The sequence below is a fragment of the Acidimicrobiales bacterium genome (assembly GCA_041394265.1).
GTDB lineage: Bacteria > Actinomycetota > Acidimicrobiia > Acidimicrobiales > SZUA-35 > JBBQUN01.
The window spans coordinates 3,928,067-3,945,533 of record JAWKIO010000005.1 but is presented as its reverse complement, the minus strand read 5'-3'; the positions used below and the strand labels follow the sequence as shown (position 1 = coordinate 3,945,533).

General features: G+C 66.3%; 17 protein-coding genes. 10 read left to right on the top strand and 7 right to left on the bottom strand.

Features of this window, described 5'->3' with window-relative positions; translation table 11 throughout:
- Positions 1-42 precede the first annotated feature (42 nt).
- The 8 genes from R2733_19035 to R2733_19000 all read left to right on the top strand — a co-directional run bounded on the left by R2733_19035 (position 43) and on the right by R2733_19000 (position 8,590).
- Positions 43-1,428 carry an extracellular solute-binding protein gene (locus R2733_19035; GenBank protein ID MEZ5378608.1) on the top strand — a complete coding sequence of 462 codons (1,386 nt, stop codon included), beginning with the start codon at positions 43-45 and terminating at the stop codon, positions 1,426-1,428.
- Between the two features lie 71 nt (positions 1,429-1,499).
- Positions 1,500-2,441 (top strand): sugar ABC transporter permease, encoded by a 942-nt coding sequence (locus tag R2733_19030; GenBank protein MEZ5378607.1) that lies wholly within the window; start codon positions 1,500-1,502, stop codon positions 2,439-2,441.
- On the top strand, positions 2,441-3,277 hold the full coding sequence (locus R2733_19025) for a carbohydrate ABC transporter permease (GenBank protein ID MEZ5378606.1): 837 nt from the start codon (positions 2,441-2,443) through the stop codon (positions 3,275-3,277). Before R2733_19030 ends, R2733_19025 begins: the two co-directional genes overlap by 1 nt.
- A complete protein-coding gene (locus R2733_19020; protein ID MEZ5378605.1) occupies positions 3,274-4,761 on the top strand; it encodes a glycoside hydrolase family 3 N-terminal domain-containing protein in 1,488 nt (495 codons plus the stop codon). The genes R2733_19025 and R2733_19020 overlap by 4 nt, the downstream gene beginning before the upstream one ends.
- Positions 4,758-5,645: an ROK family protein gene (locus R2733_19015; GenBank protein ID MEZ5378604.1), complete on the top strand. Its 888-nt coding sequence runs from the start codon at positions 4,758-4,760 to the stop codon at positions 5,643-5,645. Before R2733_19020 ends, R2733_19015 begins: the two co-directional genes overlap by 4 nt.
- Positions 5,638-6,420, top strand: coding sequence for a glucosamine-6-phosphate deaminase (gene nagB / locus R2733_19010; protein ID MEZ5378603.1), 783 nt, complete (start codon positions 5,638-5,640; stop codon positions 6,418-6,420). Before R2733_19015 ends, nagB begins: the two co-directional genes overlap by 8 nt.
- Complete coding sequence (nagA, locus tag R2733_19005; protein ID MEZ5378602.1) at positions 6,405-7,544, top strand: N-acetylglucosamine-6-phosphate deacetylase; 1,140 nt, start codon at positions 6,405-6,407, stop codon at positions 7,542-7,544. The genes nagB and nagA overlap by 16 nt, the downstream gene beginning before the upstream one ends.
- Positions 7,545-7,636: 92 nt before the next feature.
- Entirely contained in the window at positions 7,637-8,590 is a 954-nt protein-coding gene (locus R2733_19000) for an exopolyphosphatase (protein ID MEZ5378601.1), read from the top strand.
- Between the two features lie 37 nt (positions 8,591-8,627).
- Here R2733_19000 and R2733_18995 read toward each other — a convergent pair whose 3' ends face one another.
- The 7 genes from R2733_18995 to R2733_18965 form a co-directional block, all read right to left on the bottom strand.
- Entirely contained in the window at positions 8,628-9,413 is a 786-nt protein-coding gene (locus R2733_18995) for a hypothetical protein (GenBank protein ID MEZ5378600.1), read from the bottom strand.
- 61 nt (positions 9,414-9,474) lie between these two features.
- On the bottom strand, positions 9,475-10,335 hold the full coding sequence (locus tag R2733_18990; protein ID MEZ5378599.1) for an SDR family NAD(P)-dependent oxidoreductase: 861 nt from the start codon (positions 10,333-10,335) through the stop codon (positions 9,475-9,477).
- Positions 10,332-10,796 carry an SRPBCC family protein gene (locus tag R2733_18985; protein MEZ5378598.1) on the bottom strand — a complete coding sequence of 155 codons (465 nt, stop codon included), beginning with the start codon at positions 10,794-10,796 and terminating at the stop codon, positions 10,332-10,334. Before R2733_18985 ends, R2733_18990 begins: the two co-directional genes overlap by 4 nt.
- A gap of 9 nt (positions 10,797-10,805) precedes the next feature.
- Positions 10,806-11,579, bottom strand: a complete 774-nt coding sequence (locus R2733_18980; protein ID MEZ5378597.1) for a phytanoyl-CoA dioxygenase family protein — start codon at positions 11,577-11,579, stop codon at positions 10,806-10,808.
- 83 nt (positions 11,580-11,662) lie between these two features.
- A complete protein-coding gene (locus R2733_18975) occupies positions 11,663-13,159 on the bottom strand; it encodes a CoA-acylating methylmalonate-semialdehyde dehydrogenase (protein ID MEZ5378596.1) in 1,497 nt (498 codons plus the stop codon).
- Positions 13,160-13,220: 61 nt separating this feature from the next.
- On the bottom strand, positions 13,221-14,552 hold the full coding sequence (locus R2733_18970) for a cytochrome P450 (protein MEZ5378595.1): 1,332 nt from the start codon (positions 14,550-14,552) through the stop codon (positions 13,221-13,223).
- Between the two features lie 68 nt (positions 14,553-14,620).
- Positions 14,621-15,076 carry an NAD(P)H-dependent oxidoreductase gene (locus tag R2733_18965; protein MEZ5378594.1) on the bottom strand — a complete coding sequence of 152 codons (456 nt, stop codon included), beginning with the start codon at positions 15,074-15,076 and terminating at the stop codon, positions 14,621-14,623.
- Between the two features lie 261 nt (positions 15,077-15,337).
- Here R2733_18965 and R2733_18960 point away from each other — a divergent pair, with 261 nt between their 5' ends.
- Both R2733_18960 and R2733_18955 read left to right on the top strand, forming a co-directional pair.
- The gene (locus R2733_18960) at positions 15,338-16,576 is read left to right on the top strand and encodes a serpin family protein (GenBank protein MEZ5378593.1); all 1,239 of its coding nucleotides are present in this window, start codon (positions 15,338-15,340) and stop codon (positions 16,574-16,576) included.
- A 102-nt stretch (positions 16,577-16,678) separates the two neighbouring features.
- A complete protein-coding gene (locus R2733_18955) occupies positions 16,679-17,464 on the top strand; it encodes a phytanoyl-CoA dioxygenase family protein (GenBank protein ID MEZ5378592.1) in 786 nt (261 codons plus the stop codon).
- The last annotated feature ends 3 nt before the right edge of the window (positions 17,465-17,467 follow it).

Genomic DNA, 17,467 nt, shown 5'->3' with positions numbered 1-17,467 from the left:
AACCCGACTGACGACATCCATCCATACAAGGAGATAGATGCAATGAAGAGCATGACACGGATGGCGACCCTGTTGGTCGCCCTCGCCCTGGCTGCGGCGACGCTCGCCGCCTGCGGATCGAGTGGAAGCGACTCGGCGGGAAGCGACTCGGCGGGAGGCGACTCGACCGAGGCGAGCAACGAATCGTCGGGCTCGTCCGACTCGGGCGAGGCAACAGAAGGAAGCGGGGAAGCGCAGGACATCACTCTGTGGCTCGCCGGCATCGACACGCCGGAGGCTGCACTCACGTACCTCACCGAGACCTATGCCGCCACGAACGGCGGCGAGCTCACGATCGAGCAGATCGGCTGGGGCGATTTGATTCCCTCGCTGACTGCCGCGCTGCCCGACTCGTCGACCACCCCCGACGTGTTCGAGACCGGCAACACCCAGACGGCAACCTTCACCGCCGTCGGCGCTTACACCGACCTCACCCCGTACTACGAGCAGCTCGGGGGCGATTCGCTCCTCCAGGGCTTCGTCGCTGCCGGCTCGGTCGGTGACAGTGTCTACGCACTCCCCTACTACTTCGGCTCCCGGTTCGCCTGGTATCGCAAGGACCTCTACGCAGCCGCAGGGGTCGACGTGCCGGCCAACCTGCAGGAGTTCACGGACGTGAACGCGGCGCTCAAGAGCGCCGGGTCGGGCGCCTACATTCCGGGCCAGGACTGGCGGGACGGCATCGCCTGGATCTTCGCTAACGGTGGCGAGCTCGCGACCTTCGATGGCGGTGAGTGGACGGCCTCACTGTCGTCTCCCGAATCGATCGCCGGCATGGAGATGTGGCAGGAGCTCTTCACCACGGGCTCGGTTGCCAACCCGACCGACACCGACGCCACCGCGTACCAGGCGATCAACGACGACTTCCTCCCCAACACCGCGGTGGCAACCACGCTGGCCCCCAACTGGGCGTACTGGAGCCTCGGCGACATCTCCGAGGACGACGCCGGCGAGGCCGTCGCCACCTGGAACCCCGACACCTTCGGCGCCTACGCCCTTCCGGGCATCGACGGTGGTGTCGCCCCCGTCTTCGCCGGTGGATCGAACATCGGCATCTCGGCTGCGTCGGAGAAGCAGGCCGGCGCCCTGCAGCTGATGGAGATCATCTTCTCCGAGGAGTACCAGACGATCCTCGCGGAGAATGGCCTCGGCCCGGCGAACACCTCCTTCGGGTCGGTCTACGTCGATTCCGCCGCTGACCCGGCAATCGCCCAGATCGCCCTCGACACCGCAGCGGGTGCGAAGCTGACCCCGGCCGCTCCCGGTTGGACCGCTGTCGAGGAGCAGCAGCTCCTCGAGCAGTTCTTCCAGGCAGTTGCCGAAGGCGGCGACGTCGCCACACTGGCTGCCGAATACGACGACAAGATCAACGCCGTCATCAACGGCTGATTCGTTCATCGCCAAGTGGTCGGGCCGGCGTACCGGCCTGACCGCTTGGCGCCCACGAGGAAGGACGCGACATGTCGACCCCGATGGACTCGACAACTGGCAAGGCGGTGACAACAGCACGACGAAAGCGCGGCGCAGCGCTCCCGTACTGGCTGATCGTCCCTGCGGTCGCGACCTTCCTCGTCGGCCTCGCCTACCCCATGGGTTGGCAGGTACTCAACTCGCTGCGCGAGTACAGCCTCCGCCAGCAGTTCGGCCAGCCGGCTCCCTGGGTCGGGCTCGACAACTACGTCTCGCTCCTGGGTGACGGGCTCTTCTGGTCGATCGTCGTGCGCTCGCTGATCTTCATGGCCGTGACCGCACTCGCCACGATGACGATCGGCATTCTCCTGGCGCTCCTCATGAAGGCGGCCCCGGCCTGGACACGAGTCGTGCTCCAGACCTCGCTCCTCTTCGCCTGGGCCATGCCGATCGTCGCTCAGATGACGGTGTGGAGCTGGTTGATCGACGCCCGCAACGGGGTCATCAACTACCTGTTCAGTGCGTTGCCCGGAGTCGACTTCATCGGACACAACTGGCTCGAAGAACCATTGAGCTTCTTCTTCGTCGCCGCCACGATCATCACGTGGGCGTCGGTCCCGTTCGTGGCGATCTCTGTGTACGCCGCGCTGACGCAGGTGAGCGATGAAGTGATCGAGGCCGCACAACTCGATGGGGCGAACGGTCGGCAGATGCTGCGCCTCATCATCATGCCGATCATCCGTCCGGTTCTCGTCATCCTCCTGCTCCTCCAGTTCATCTGGGACCTGCGTGTGTATGCACAAATTCAGCTCCTGCAAGACCTCGGCCCGAAGGGTGACGCCTACGACTTGCTCGGCACCTACATCTACGGCCTCGGCATCGGCCAGGGTCGATTCGGTTCGGCTGCCGCCGCGGCGATGATCGTGCTCGTCATCACCCTTGGCGTGAGCTCGTTCTATGTGCGCGAACTACTACGAGAGGATGCCCGCTGATGAAGCCGAAGTTCAGGCGCTTCCTGGCCGGACTCGTGGCCCTCGTCGTCGCCGTCCTCTGGGCGTTCCCTGTGTACTGGATGGTCAACTCGTCCTTCCTCACGCCGCTCACGATCGGACGACTCGACCCCACGTTCGTGCCCTTCGGCGGCACGCTGCAGAACTACCGCGAGGTCACCACCGACACGCCCTTCTTCGAGGCGCTCAGAATGTCGCTCGTCGTCGTGGCGATCGCACTGGTGATCTGCATCGCCTTCGCCACACTGGCCTCGCTCGCGATCTCACGCTTCCGCTTCCGGGGCCGCAAGAGCTTCGTCCTCGCCATCATCCTGGTGCAGATGCTCCCCGCCGAAGCGATGTTCATCGCCCAATACAAGATGATCTCCGGACTCGGCCTGCTCAACTCGGTCGCCGGCGTCTCCATCATCTACATCGCGATGGTCGTACCGTTCACCATCTGGATGTTGCGCGGCTTCGTCGCCGGTGTTCCCATCGAACTCGAGGAGGCAGCCATGGTCGACGGCTGCACTCGGTTGGGCGCCTTCCGCCGCATCACCCTGCCGCTCATCGCCCCGGGCCTCGTCGCCTCCGGCGTGTTCGCCTTCATCCAAGTGTGGAACGAGTTCGCGCTCGCCTCGGTCCTCCTCACCGACGACGACGCGCAGACGCTCCCGCTGTGGCTGCGCGACATCGCACAGCAGTCGAACCTGGGCGCACCGGAGTGGGGTCAGATCATGGCCGGCTCCGTCCTCGTCGCCGTACCAGTGATCGCCTTCTTCGTGGTCGTGCAGGGTCGGATGGCGCAGGGACTCGTCGGCGGAGCCGTCAAGGGATGACCACGCTCGACCACTCCAACGTGCGACGGCTTGCACTCGGCGTACTGATGCCAGGCTTCGTCGGCACCGAGCTGCCCGATTGGCTCGACGCACTGCTCCGCTCCGGGCTCGGTGGTGTCTGCCTCTTCGCCCACAACGTCGACTCGCTCGATCAGGTCGCAGCACTCACGAGCGCGATCTACGCCGCCAATCCAATGGCGATCGTCTCGATCGACGAGGAAGGCGGCGACGTCTCACGGCTTCATCAGCGAGATGGCTCGCCGTTCCCTGGCAACGCCGTTCTCGGTCGCATCGACGACGTCACCGTCACTCGATCCGTCGGGCGGGCTGTCGGCGCCGAGTTGGCCAGTGTCGGCATCCATCTGACGCTGGCTCCCGATGCCGACGTCAACTCCGACCCCAACAATCCGGTCATCGGCGTGCGCAGTTTCGGCGCCGACCCGCAACTGGTCGCTGCCCACACGACTGCCTGGATCCAGGGCGTGCAGCGTGCCGGTGTCGCCGCCTGTGCAAAGCACTTCCCTGGGCACGGTGACACCTCGTCCGACTCGCACCTGACCGAACCCGTCGTCACCGCCGATGCGCAGCTCCTCGCCAGGCGCGAGTTCGTCCCGTTCGAGGCAGCCATCGCTGCCGGCGTGAAGACGATCATGACCTCGCACATCCGAGTCCCCGCACTGGATCCCGACGTTGCCGCAACCTTCTCCCCCGCGATCCTCGGCGAGTTGCTTCGGGGGCAGATGAAGTTCGACGGAGTCATCGTCACGGACGCCCTCGACATGGTCGGAGCCTCTGGTGAGCGGGGCATTCCCGCCGCCGCCGTCGCCGCCGTCGCCGCCGGCTCGGACCTGCTGTGCCTCGGCTCCAACAACGCCGAAGCGGAATTGCACGCCGTGGCGGACGCACTCACGACTGCGGTGACGGCTGGCCGCCTTCCGGTCGAGCGGCTCGCGAGCGCCCACCGGCGGAGTCTCTGGCTCGCTCGCTGGATGGCCGACCAGCGGCTCGACGACGTGCGTCGGGTCGACTCGCAGCCCGACCCGCCGCTCAGCGTCGCACGTGTTGCCGCCTCGTTCACGCTCTCGGATCACGCACGCCACACCCTCGCCACAGGCTCGCAGCAACTCCACTGGGTGGAGATCGAGCCGCAGCAGAACGTCGCGATCGGCACGACACCGTTCGGTCCGTTCTACGAGGGCGGTGCCGTGCCGAGGTTGATCGTTCCGGTCGGGGCGCGACACGTCCCCGACGACTTTCGCGCCGAGCCGGGCGTGCTGACGGTCATCGTCGGACGCGAACTGCATCGTGACGAGGGCGCGCGGCGAGCAGCCACCGACGTCGCCTCCAAGGCGAAGGCCTCCGGGGGCAACGCGGTCGTCGTCGACATGGGTTTCGTGAACAGCGACGAGGTCGACATCGCCACGTTCGGAGCCTCACGATTGGTGGGTCAGGCGCTCATCGAACTCCTGGACGGTTCGATATGAGGATCGGCGTGGATGTCGGTGGGACGAAGATCGAGGCGGTGTTGGTCGACGAGCAGCTCGATGTCCTCGCCACGTGCCGGACGCCGGCTCGCCAGGGTCCCGCAGCCGTCACCGCCGGGACGGTCGAGGCCATCGAGGCGATGCTCCCTCACGTACCGGGCCGAATCGAGTCGATCGGCATCGGCGTGCCGGGCGCCATCCGGGGTGGCGTCGTCCAACACGCTCGAAACATCGGCATCCGATCGTTCGACCTCGAGGCTGCGGTCGCCGAAGCGACCGGCTCGGCTGTCGCTGTCTGCAACGATGTGAACGCTGCCGCGCTCGGTTCCTGGGCGCTCGGTGGCGCCACGTCACCCTCGTTCGCCTATCTCAACCTCGGCACGGGGATGGCAGCAGGCATCGTCCTGGATGGCCGGGTCTGGGAAGGCGCCGGCGGCGTTGCCGGCGAGATCGGCTACGTCTCGGCCGATCCGCACGGTCCAACACATGTCGAGGGCCTACCCGGCACGCTCGAGGGCTACGCCTCCGGGTCCGGCGTCGTCGCCCAGTGGGGCCAACCGGGAGCGACGGCGATCGACGTGTTCGACGCCGCTGCGGCCGGCGATGACCGGGCCGTCGCCATTCGCGAAGGGGTCTTCTTCGGCGCCGCGAGTGCCGTCCGCTTGCTCGCGCTCACCATCGGCGCCGACACCATCATGCTCGGCGGCGGCTTGACCGGATTGGGGTCGCTCTTGCGTGACGGCATGGCAACCTACTTCGACGCCTGGGCGTCGACATCCTCGCTGATCGCCTCGCTACGACTCGGTTCGATCGCTCACATCCTCGACGACGACCGGCCCATCGCTGCGATTGGCGCCGCGATCGCAGGGAGGCAACATGGCTGAGATCGTGATCCTCGACAACGCAGAGCAGGGTGGCCAACTCGTCGCCGATCACCTTGCGTCGCAGATTCGCACGACGCCTGCGTTCACACTCGGCGTCGCCACGGGCTCGACGCCGCTCCCGGTCTACGCCGCCCTCGCTCGAGAGCGTGCGGCCGGGCTCGACCTGTCGGCGGTGACCGCCTTCGCTCTGGACGAATACGTCGGGCTTCCGGTCGAACACCCTGAGAGCTACCACAGTGTGATCCGCCGGGAGGTGACCGAGCCGCTCGGCTTGGCCCCGGAGCGGGTGCACGTTCCTGACGGGTCGGAAGCGAGGATCGCCACGGCCGGCGAGCGTTTCGAGGCTGCACTGACCGCACACGGCGGCGTGGATCTGCAGCTTCTCGGCATCGGAACCGACGGCCACGTGGGCTTCAACGAACCAGGCTCATCGCTCGCATCGCTGACTCGGGTCAAGACCCTCACGGCCCAGACCCGTGCCGACAACGCCCGGTTCTTCGACTCCCCCGAGCAGGTGCCCACCCACTCCGTGACACAGGGCATCGGCACCATCCTGCGGGCGCGCCACCTCGTCCTCATGGCGTTCGGCGCGGGCAAGGCCAAGGCGATCGCGGCAGCGGTCGAGGGTCCGCTCTCGGCGTCGGTGCCGGCGTCGTGCATCCAGCTCCACCCGCATGTGACGGTCGTCCTCGACGAGGCGGCCGCCGCCGATCTCCAGCGCACCGACTACTACCGGTGGGTGTTCGCCAACAAGCCACCGTGGCAGCACCTGTAGTGGCGAGGTCGACGCTGATCCACTCGGGGACACTGCTCGACGCCAATGGCGAACGTCCCGGTTGGGTGTACGTCGAAGATGGCACGATCGTTGCGATCGGGACCGAGCACGACGAGCCTCCGACCGCAGCTCGGACGATCGACGCGTCCGATCGCTTTCTGACACCCGGATTCGTCGACATTCACGGTCATGGTGGCGGTGGTGCGCACTACCAGGACGGCATCGACTCGGCGATGACCGCCCTGGCGGCGATGCGGGCACACGGCACCACGCGCGCCGTGGCCTCCTTCGTCACGAGTTCGATCGACGACATCGTGGATGCGTTGTCGAAGACGCAGCAGGCCATGGCTCGAGATCGTGGGCTCGTCGGAGTGCACATCGAGGGCCCGTTCCTGGCCTACGGACGACACGGTGCTCACCATCCCGGCCTGCTGCGCGAGCCGGACCGTCGATCGGTCGACCAGCTGCTGGAAGCCGGCCCCGAACTCGTCCGGCAGATCACGTTGGCACCGGAGCTGCCCGGGGCCATGGATGCCATCGACCGATTCGTTGCGGCCGGCGTGGCCGTCGCGGTGGGACACACGGCGTGCGACTATCAGACCGCTCGCGAGGCGTTCGCCCGCGGGGCATCGCTCGTGACCCACGCCTTCAACGCAATGGCCCCGATCGAGGGACGCTCCCCGGGTGTTCTCGGCGCTGCGATCGAAGCCGACCACGTCACGATCGAGGTGATCGCCGACGGTGTCCACGTGCATCCGGCCTCGATCGGCCTGTTGTTCGCCGCAGCACCGAGGAGGATCGCCCTGGTCACCGATGCCATGGCCGGTGCTGCAGCGCCGCCCGGTCACTACCAGCTGGGCTGCCTCGATGTCGAGGTCGCGAACGGCCGAGCCTTGGTGGCAGGGACCGACACCCTTGCCGGATCGACACTCACGCCCGACCGTGCCCTACGTGTGGCGGTCAACACCTGCGGTGTCTCCCGAACCGACGCCATCGCTGCGCTCACCACGACACCAGCTCGGGCGATCGACGAGCGCGACCCAGCGCTGCTCTCGGTTGGAGCGATTGCCGATCTCGTCGTCCTCGACGAAGACCTGACCGTTGCCGAGGTGATCACCGGCTGACACGCCGTCGGTACCTGCGTAATCGACGGGACTCACGTCGCCGGGCAAACGGCCGAAAGTTCTACGAAGACCAACCTCTGGGAGTGTGCCTCGTGAGCAAGTACCGACTCGTCACCCGCAGCGATTTCGACGGCCTCGTCTGCGCCGTGTTGCTGGAACACCTGGAGATGATCGACGACATTCTCTTCGTCCATCCGAAGGACATGCAGGACGGCAAGGTGGCGATCACGGCGAACGACATCACGACCAACCTCCCCTACGTCGACGGCGTGCACCTGGCGTTCGACCATCACGAGTCCGAGACCCTGCGCAACGACACCCACGACAACCACGTGATCCTGCCGCACGCCCCCTCGGCGGCCCGAGTGGTGTGGGACTACTACGGCGGCGAAGCGTCCTTCCCTCGCACCTGGCTCGACATGATGGAGGCCGTCGACAAGGCCGACTCGGCCCAGTACTCCGAGGGGGAAGTCCTCCACCCCCGAGGATGGGAACTGCTCAACTTCATCATGGACCCGAGAACCGGGCTCGGACGTTTCCGGGACTTCCGCATCTCCAACTACGACCTGATGATGGACCTCATCGCCTACTGCAAGAACCACACGATCGAGGAGATCCTGCAGCTGCCCGACGTGGCCGAGCGCACCGAGCTCTACTTCGCCCATCAGGACGCAGCGAAGGAACAGATCGAGCGGTGCTCCACCGCGCACGAGAACCTGATCGTGCTCGACCTGACCGGCGAGGACACCATTTGGCCCGCCAACCGGTTCCTGATCTACGCCATGTACCCCCAGTGCAACATCTCGATCCACAAGATGTGGGGCTTCCGCCAGCAGAACACCGTCTTCGCCACCGGCAAGTCGATCCTGGATCGCAGCTGCACCACGAACGTCGGCGAGATCATGCTGCGATACGGCGGCGGGGGCCACGCGGCCGCCGGCACCTGTCAGGTGGAGACCGACGATGCCGACCGGGTCCTTCGCGAACTGATCGAGTCCATCACCGCCGACCACCGAGCCGCCACCGGAGCGAACTCCGTCAGCTGACCCAAGTCGCCTCTGCTCCCCGCGGACGCAGACCGGCTCAGAGCCCAGACCGTGACAGCACCCGCTCGTACGCCCAGGACGCGAACTCCCGTCCCCGATAGTCCGTGCGCGACCAGTCCTCGAGGCTGGGGAGCCGCCAGGCATCGGAGGGTGTCAGCGCCAGTGGCGAGCGGCGAGCGTTGGCGATCCCCAGGAACTCGCTTCTCGGGATCTCGATCCTGACCGGATCGGTACGCTGGCGGTAGTCGATCACGATCCAGTGATCGTCCATGACCACCCGGAAGACCTCCTCGAAGGGCCCGCGCCGCATGACCTTGCGTCCGACGAGACTGGGCCGGTCGATCCGATGGATCTCAACCTCGAATCGACTCGGGATGTCGAGCAGCCTTGCTTCGGACGCAAGTCGACCAGGGTTGGCGTGCGGCCTCGGACCTCCGACGACCCCGATCTCCCGCACGCTCGACCCCACGAGCTGAGCGTCCTCGACGAAGTACCGCACGGGAATGGCTCGCTGGCGGGCAGCGATCATCACGGCTCGGTGTGCCGCTGCGTCCATGTCTGACGGTGCCATCGCCACGCCGGCGAGTGCGCCACGGGCACCGGCCCAGCCGACCGTGGCCATTCGTGGTGTCTCGTCGCCACCGCCGGGCTCGCCACCGAGCACGGTGAAGAGCACTTCGTCGACGGCGAACTCGGCCAGCCGCTCACCGATCGGTACCCGTCGATGGCGGTCGGCCACGTGGAGCTCGAGCGCACCGACCGGTGGAGCCGCCAGAAGGCGGTCGAGCTCGGCATGAGCGGTGACATCAGCGGTGGAGTCCATCACTTCCCATCGGTTGGATCGACGTTGTACCAAAGCCGCTTGTCCACCAGCGGCGAACGTCTCAGGCTCGGGTCAGCGTTTGGTCGGCGATCATCGCGTCGACCTGACGTTGGACTGCCTTGGCCCAGTTCGGATGGGTCAGCACCCAGAACCGGTTGGCGCCGATGGCTTCGAGCACGAGGCGCCCGACATCATCGGGGTCCATCCCCTGCTCGAGCATCGCCTGGATGCTCTTCGCACTCTTCGCCGATGCGTTCCCGTCGACCTTCGGCTTGGCCTGGCCTGGCCGGAAGCTGACCGAGTTGCGGCTGATGTTGGTGTTGATCGGGCCAGGACAGAGCACCGACGCCGTGACCGGGCTCTTGCGCCCGGCGAGGTCGCGCTCAACGGTGGACATGAGGGCGACCACTCCGAACTTCGCGACGTTGTAGGCCCCCATCATCTGGCTGGCGATGAGGCCCGCCATCGAGGCGGTGGCGTTGATGTGGCCCTCGCCCTGTTCCTCGATCAGTGGCAGGAAGAGGTTCACCCCGTAGATCGGGCCCCACAGGTCGACGTCGATAATCCACTTCCAGTCATCGAGCTTCATCTTGTGGGTTTGGGTCGGGATACCGACACCGGCGTTGGCACACAGCACGTTCACCTTGCCGTAGGTGTCGATGGCCAGATCGGCCAGCGCCTCGTTGTCGCCCAGTTGCGACACATCGGTCCGCCGACCGACCACGCTTGCACCGGACGAGGAGAGATCGGTGACGACCGCATCGAGCGCGCCAGTGTCGAGGTCGCCGAGGACGAGCTTCATGCCGGCGCCGGCGAAGGCGCGGGCCATACCGAGACCGATCCCGCTAGCGGCACCGGTGACGACGGCGACCCGTCCCTCGAACTCGGTCATGCCACGTTGGATGGACGTCTCGTCGCTCATGAGTCGGACTCGACGGCAGCGGCGAGCCGTTCGAGCGTGACCTCCATACCGGCTCGATTGTGCGACAGCCGATCGGTCACCCCGGAGATCGACGAGCCACGCTCCTTGATCTCTTCCGGGCGGAGGTCTTGTGTGTACTCGGTGACCCGACAGCCGTCGTCGGTCGGCTCGATCGAGTAGCCCCACTTGGCGAAGACGAAGTCCCGAGCGCTGCAGTCGAAGAAGAAGCGCTCGTTCTCCACCAACTCGACGATCGTGGCCTTGGTGCTCCACTCCTTGTCACCATTGTGGTTGTGACCCATGAACGAGGCACCGACCTCGGCGGTCGACGCGCCGTCGAGCCATTCCGTGGCGTAGGTTTCCGGTGACCACTCCCCCATGCGGGTGATGTCGGTGAGGGCAGCGAACACCGCCGCAGGTGAAGCGGCGATGTCGCGTGAGACTTCGATGTCGGGTGTCATGGCCGCACCCTAATCATCGGCGATGATCCGCACGAGTCGATCCGTCGGCGAGCCGAGCGTGCGATTGAATCCGAGACGGTCTTCTCCTGACACGACCGGAAGCACGTGATTCTGGGAGTCGTAGGTGAGGACCTTCACCAGGGGTGGGATGAAGCGAATCGAGAGACCGCAACGTGGCAGGATCGAGCGATTTGGCTCGGAATGATGCAGGATCCGTTCGTTGAACAAGATGAACTGCCCCGGCTCGAGATCGATGTCGATGGCGTGGCTCGGGTCATAGCTTCCGGGTTCGGCCATCTCGAGGAAAGCCATGTCATCGGTCGCTGCGACATGCGGCACGATCCGGCGGTGTGACCCCGGAATCAGCTGGAGGCAGGAGTTCTCGGCAGTGACCCGGTCGAGGGCCAACCACGCCGAGACGATGACGGCCGGTTCCAGCGGCCAGTAGTTCGCGTCCTGATGCCAGGGGATCTCCTTTGCGCCCGGCCCCTTGTCGAAGAAGTGAGCTCGCCACAACAGCACATCGGGCCCGAGCAAGGCCCGGACACGCGCCACGATCTCGGGATGGGTGGACAACTCGAAGGCGATCGGGGAGTCGAGAAAGCGGTTGTGGTGATATGGCACCTGCCGGGCATGGAAGCCGCGTTCGGGGTAGGGATCGGGGGCCGTGGCGAGCAAGCTCGCGACGGCGTCACGAGTGGCGGCCGTTTCCTCGGGCGAAAGCGCCTCGAACGGGCCGGCGTAGCCGAGGTCGTGAAAGCGGTCGAGGTCGACCAAGTCCATCTCGGCACGCTACTGCAGGTTTCCGGCACGGCTCGTCCAAGCAGCGTCGGCTGCCAACCCGACACTCGGCCGAGTCACCAGGACTACGACGACGTCGGCATGTCGAACGAGGCGCCGCTCGGGGTTCCGGCTTGAGGCCAACGGGCGGTGACCACCTTGCCTCGGGTGTAGAAGTTCACGCCGTCAGGGCCGTGCGCATGGTGCTCACCGAACAGCGAGTGCTTCCATCCACCGAAGCTGTAGTAAGCCATCGGGACCGGGACCGGCACGTTGATCCCGATCATGCCGACCGTCACCCCACGCATGAAGGTTCGGGCCGCACCTCCCGAGTTGGTGAACACGGCGGTCCCATTGCCGTAGGGATTTGCGTTGATGAGATCGATGGCCGCGTCGACGTCGTCACTCCGAAGAACCGACAGCACCGGGCCGAAGATCTCGTTGGTGTAGACATCCATCTCGGTGGTGACCCGGTCGATCACCGTGGGACCGACGAAGAAGCCACCCTCATGGCCGGGCACGACCAGACCTCGACCGTCGACGGTGACCTGCGCTCCCTGCTGCTCACCGGAGTCGATGAACCCGACGATCCGGTCACGGGCCTGAGCGGTGACGATCGGTCCCATCTCGCTGGCGGCGTCACGCCCCGACCCCACCTTCACCGATCGGGCCTGACCCTCGACGTGTTCCATCAAGCGGTCACCGGCCGAGCCGACCGCCACGGCCGCCGAGATCGCCATGCACCGTTCACCGGCCGACCCGAACGCCGCCGACGCCAGGTGCTGGGCGGCGAACTCCATGTCGGCGTCGGGCAAGATGATGGCGTGGTTCTTCGCTCCACCAAGGGCCTGGACCCGCTTGCCATTGGCCGACGCTCGATCGTGGACGTACTTCGCGATCGGCGTCGAGCCGACGAACGACACGGCAGCGACGTCGGGATGATCGAGCAAGGCGTCGACCGATTCCTTGTCGCCGTTCACGACGTTGAACACCCCGTCGGGCAACCCCGCCTCGGCCCACATCTCGGCCAGCAACATCGCAGCGGAGGGGTCTCGCTCGGATGGCTTGAGGACGAAGGTGTTGCCACAGGCGATGGCCACCGGGAACATCCACATGGGGACCATGGCCGGGAAGTTGAACGGCGTGATGCCGACGCAGACGCCGAGCGGTTGACGGAACGAGAACGCATCTACATCGGTCGAGATCTGATCGGAGTAGGAGCCCTTCAGCTGCGACGGGATGCCGCAAGCGAACTCCACCACCTCCAACCCGCGCTGCACCTCGCCGGCGGCGTCGGACAGGACCTTGCCGTGCTCATCGGTGATGACGTCGGCGAGCTCTGCCGCCCGGCGGTTGACGATCTCCCGGAAGGCGAACAGCACCTTGGTCCGCACGCTCAGCGAGGAGTTGCCCCACGACTCGAAGGCGGCGGCAGCGGCGCCGACGGCAGTGTCGACATCGCTCGCCGAGGCGAGGCGGACCTCGGCCTGCTGCTCACCGGTCGCCGGGTTCCACACCGGGGCGGTCCGCTCACCCGAGCCGTCGCTCGTCGTTCCTGCGATCCAATGGGAGATGCGCTTCATGGTCCTGCTCCTGTCGTCGGCGGCCACATCCTAGAGATCGGCGGCGAACTCCGGGAGCCGGTCAGCGCTTGCGCGTGACCTCGACGGGAAGGTGGGTGTAGCCGTTGATGAAGGACGAGAACGTGCGCTGTGGTTCGCCGACCACGTCGATGCGGTCGAAGCGTTGGAGGATCTCCTCCCACAGGATCCTCAGCTGCAGTTCGGCCAGTCGGCTGCCCATGCAGAAGTGCACGCCGTAGCCGAACGACAGGTGCCGGTCGGCGTTCGGCCGGTGGAGATCGATGGCGTCGGCGTTGTCGCCGAACACCGACTCGTCTCGGTTCGCCGAGAGGTACCACATCAGCACCTGATCGTCCTTGCGGATCTGCTTGCCACCGAGTTCGGTGTCGCAGGTCGCTGTGCGGCGCATGTACGACAGCGGGGTCTGCCAGCGGACGATCTCGGGCACCAGGTTCGCCACCAGCGACGGGTCGGCGATGAGCTGGGCGTACTGGTCGGGGTACTGGTTGAGCCCGTAGACACTGCCCGACATCGTGTTGCGGGTGGTGTCGTTCCCACCGATGATCAGGAGGAAGATGTTGCCGAGGTGGGCGGAGGCCGGCAGGTGTCGGGTGGCGTCGCCGTGCACCAGCATCGACACCAGATCGAAGCCGGGGTTCGTCTCGCGTTCGATCCACAGCTGCTCGAAGTACTCGAGACACTCGCGGATCTCCGCCCGCTGCTGGGCACCGGATTCGACGATCCCTCCCGGTTGAGGAATCGAGGTGGCCACGTCGGACCAGCGGGTGAGCTTGTAGCGATCCTCGAGCGGGAAGTCGAACAGGGTTGCGAGCAGCAGCGTGGTGAGTTCGATCGAGACGGACTCGACCCAGTCGAAGGTCTCGCCTTCAGGCAGCGACTCGAGGACGCCGACGGTGCGTTCGCGGATGAGATCGTCGAGGTTCCGCAGACTGCTGGGCGCCGAGATGCCCCTCACCGTCTTGCGCTGCGCCGTCTGGTCCGGCGGGTCCATGGCGATGAACGAGGCCGACCCGCTACCGACCGTCTCCGGCATGGGCGACCCGATCCGAGGCCCGATCGTGATGCCATCGGCCGAGGAGTAGGTCTTCCAATCGCTGTCGACGGCACGCACGTCGTCGTAGCGAGTCACCGACCAGTAGCGACCGGCCGACCCGAGCTCGTTGAAGTGCACCGGGTCCTCACGACGAAGCCGGGCGAAGTGCTCGTGCCAGCGATGCTCCCGGAACAGGTGCGGGTTCATCGGGTTGATCTCGTCGAGCGACAGGTCGTTGGCATCGCCGACGTCACCGCCGAAGATCGCCTGCTCCATCTCGGGGCTGCGCACCGGTTTGCGCGACAACCAGGTCTCGCGGTCGAGCTGCACGTCGGTCATCGCTGCCTCCCCCAGGAGTGATGTCGAATGGCGTTGTCCGCGATGCTAGGTGCCCCAGTGCCCGCCAGTCAGATCGCCATCAATCCCGCCGCCATGGCGGCACCGACTTCCCAGCACGCATCGAGGTCAGGTCGACCGGGCCGATCGAAGACTCGCACCGGCTGCTGGGCGAGTCGCCACTGCAGGCCGGTGGCGATCTTGGCGATGTCGGCCAGTGCGCCGTCAACGTCGTTGTTGCCGTGGACGTAAACACCGTAAGGACGGCCGACGGTCTCGGTGAGGCACGGGTAGTAGATCGTGTCGAAGAAGTGTTTGAGCGCTCCGCTCATCGTGCCGAGATTGGCGGGCGTGCCAAGGATGAGACCATCGGCAGCCAGCACGTCGGATGCAGTCGCCGACAGTGCCGCCCGCGTCACCACCTCGACCCCTTCGATCCCCTCGGCCTTCGTTCCGTCGAGCACGGCCTCGAGCATGGTGTGCATCCCGGGCGACGGGGTGTGGTGCACGATCAGCAGCCGAGGCATGGCCGCGACCCTACCGGCTCGACCGACCCCGGCCGGACCTGCCGGCGTCCAGGGCTCATCTCCGCTACCAGGGTGCCGTTCATGGCACCCTCACATCGCAGGTCCCGGCTGGCGGCAGTTCGCTGTGCCATCTCCGCTACGACGGTGCCGCACACGGCACCCCCACACCGCAGATGCTGCGCCGGCCGGGGCGACGGTGGCCCGACTGAGGCCGAAGGGCCATGGCGGGAACCAGCCGACGGGTGCGATCGTCCAATCACCATGCGCCGTCTCCCGATCCTTGTCGCCGTTCCATTCCTCGCACTCGCCGCCTGCGGCACGAGTGGGTCCGACGGCGGCGAAGCCGGCGTGATCGAACCGACTGACGGTCTCGGTCGAGCCGACCTCCTTGACGATGCGCCGACTACCAACCTCGCCAACGGATTCAACGACGCCGGTTTCGACCTTCTTCGAACACTGCCGGCCGACGAGAGCACGGTGTTCAGCCCGACCAGCATCGGCCACGCACTGCTCATGGCTCGGGCCGCTGCCGACGAGCCGACCGGTGCCAACATCGACGCCGGCTTCGCGCTCCCGGAGGGCATCGCCGCCCACGACGCCTGGAACGCCATCGACCAGGCGATCGCCGCCAGCAACGGCCAGGCGACGTCGAACGAAGGAGCGCCAACGCCGGTGGTCACGATCGCCGACCGCATCTGGCCACGGCAGGGTCTCACCGTCGACGCCGACTGGATTGATCTGCTGGCCACACATCACGGCGCCGGTGCGGAGACCATCGATGTGGCCAAGCCCGAAGAGAGCCGTCAGCGGATCAATGCCTGGGTGTCGGACCAGACCAACGAACTGATCCCGTCGCTGCTCCCCGAGGGCTTCATCGACGGCAACACGAACCTGGTACTCACCGACGCGCTCTACTTCAAGGCCCAATGGCAGACGGTCTTCGGCAAGTACGGCACGATCGACCGAGACTTCACCAACATCGACGGATCCTCCACCCCGACCAGCTTCATGCGTGAACTCGAGCTCACCGCTCCTCGCGGGATCGGCGACGGGTGGGCTGCCGCCGAGCTCCCCTACCTCGGCGCCGACTATTCGATGCTGGTGATCGTCCCCGACGACCTCGCTGCGATGCGCGATCGACTCTCACAGGAGCTGCTCGACGACATCGACACCACGGTCGAGTCCGGTCCGTATGAGCTCCTCCTCCCGAAGTGGGAGACCGAATCAAACCTCGATCTCCTCCCCTGGCTCACCGATCTCGGCGCTGCGCCCGGCAACTATCCCGCCATGGACGCCTTTCTCGATGGTGCGGTACACGCTGCCGTGATCACGGTCGACGAAATCGGCACCGAGGCGGCAGCCGCCACCGGACTCGGCTTCGCCGAGTCGGGCCCGCCCGAGCCAGAGTTCACCATTGCCGCCGACCGCCCCTTCCTCTACGTGATCCGACACGTAGACACCGGCCTCGTCCTCTTCGTCGGTCAGGTCACGTCACTCTGAGCCAGCTGGCCTGGGAATGCGGTCCGCCGTAGTCTGCGGTGTCGAGCGTCGGGTACGTCAGCGCGGCGACATGAGTCGGGAGGCCTCGTGACCATCGATTCCGTGACCACACGATTGCCGGACCCGACCGACGATCTCGAGCGAGCCGAGCACGACCTTCGCGAGCATGCGATCTGTGCGGTGACCGGCGTGCTCGACGGCGACACGCTTGCGGCGATCCGCCGCGAGTTCTACCAGGCGGCCACCGACGACCGGAACCGGCGCACCGGCCAGCCCGGGTTCGGACTCGACCTCGACGACACCAACCAGCGCGTTTGGAACCTGCCCAGCCGCTCGCCCGTCTTCGTCGATCTCGTCGAGCACCCGGCAGCGATCCAGCTGCTGCGCTCGGTGCTCGGCTGGCCCATGCTGCTCGGCAACCTGTCGGGCAACATCACCGGACCCGGCGGCGCCGCCGGGGTGCTCCATGCGGATCAGCTCTTCATCCCACAGCCGTGGCCGGCATCACCTCAGGGGGCCAACGCCGCCTGGTGCATCGACGACTTCACCACTGACAACGGCGGGACCCGCTTCGTGCCCGGGAGCCACCTCCTCAACCGCCCACCGCATCCCGACGACTCCGCCGAGGCCGTCCCGTTCGAGGCTCCCGCCGGCTCCCTGGTGGTTTTCGACGCCAGGTTGTGGCACCAGACCGGGGCCAACACCACCACCGATCAATATCGGGCTGCCGCGTTCGGTTGGTACACCCGACCGATCTATCGAACGCAGGAGAACTGGTTCCTCTCGCTCAATCCCTCAGTCCGACAGTTCGCATCCGACGAACTGCTCGAACTGCTCGGCTACAAGACGCACGGCCTCGGACTCGTGAACGGCATCTCGCCGGACTGAGCC

Bases quoted from the DNA above. Each gene is read 5' to 3' on its own strand.
- R2733_19035 (MEZ5378608.1), top strand. From the start codon at position 43: ATGAAGAGCATGACACGGATGGCGACCCTGTTGGTCGCCCTCGCCCTG.
- R2733_19030 (MEZ5378607.1), top strand. From the start codon at position 1,500: ATGTCGACCCCGATGGACTCGACAACTGGCAAGGCGGTGACAACAGCA.
- R2733_19025 (MEZ5378606.1), top strand. From the start codon at position 2,441: ATGAAGCCGAAGTTCAGGCGCTTCCTGGCCGGACTCGTGGCCCTCGTC.
- R2733_19020 (MEZ5378605.1), top strand. From the start codon at position 3,274: ATGACCACGCTCGACCACTCCAACGTGCGACGGCTTGCACTCGGCGTA.
- R2733_19015 (MEZ5378604.1), top strand. From the start codon at position 4,758: ATGAGGATCGGCGTGGATGTCGGTGGGACGAAGATCGAGGCGGTGTTG.
- nagB (MEZ5378603.1), top strand. From the start codon at position 5,638: ATGGCTGAGATCGTGATCCTCGACAACGCAGAGCAGGGTGGCCAACTC.
- R2733_18995 (MEZ5378600.1), bottom strand. From the start codon at position 9,413: ATGGACTCCACCGCTGATGTCACCGCTCATGCCGAGCTCGACCGCCTT.
- R2733_18990 (MEZ5378599.1), bottom strand. From the start codon at position 10,335: ATGAGCGACGAGACGTCCATCCAACGTGGCATGACCGAGTTCGAGGGA.
- R2733_18985 (MEZ5378598.1), bottom strand. From the start codon at position 10,796: ATGACACCCGACATCGAAGTCTCACGCGACATCGCCGCTTCACCTGCG.
- R2733_18980 (MEZ5378597.1), bottom strand. From the start codon at position 11,579: ATGGACTTGGTCGACCTCGACCGCTTTCACGACCTCGGCTACGCCGGC.
- R2733_18975 (MEZ5378596.1), bottom strand. From the start codon at position 13,159: ATGAAGCGCATCTCCCATTGGATCGCAGGAACGACGAGCGACGGCTCG.
- R2733_18970 (MEZ5378595.1), bottom strand. From the start codon at position 14,552: ATGACCGACGTGCAGCTCGACCGCGAGACCTGGTTGTCGCGCAAACCG.
- R2733_18965 (MEZ5378594.1), bottom strand. From the start codon at position 15,076: ATGCCTCGGCTGCTGATCGTGCACCACACCCCGTCGCCCGGGATGCAC.
- R2733_18960 (MEZ5378593.1), top strand. From the start codon at position 15,338: ATGCGCCGTCTCCCGATCCTTGTCGCCGTTCCATTCCTCGCACTCGCC.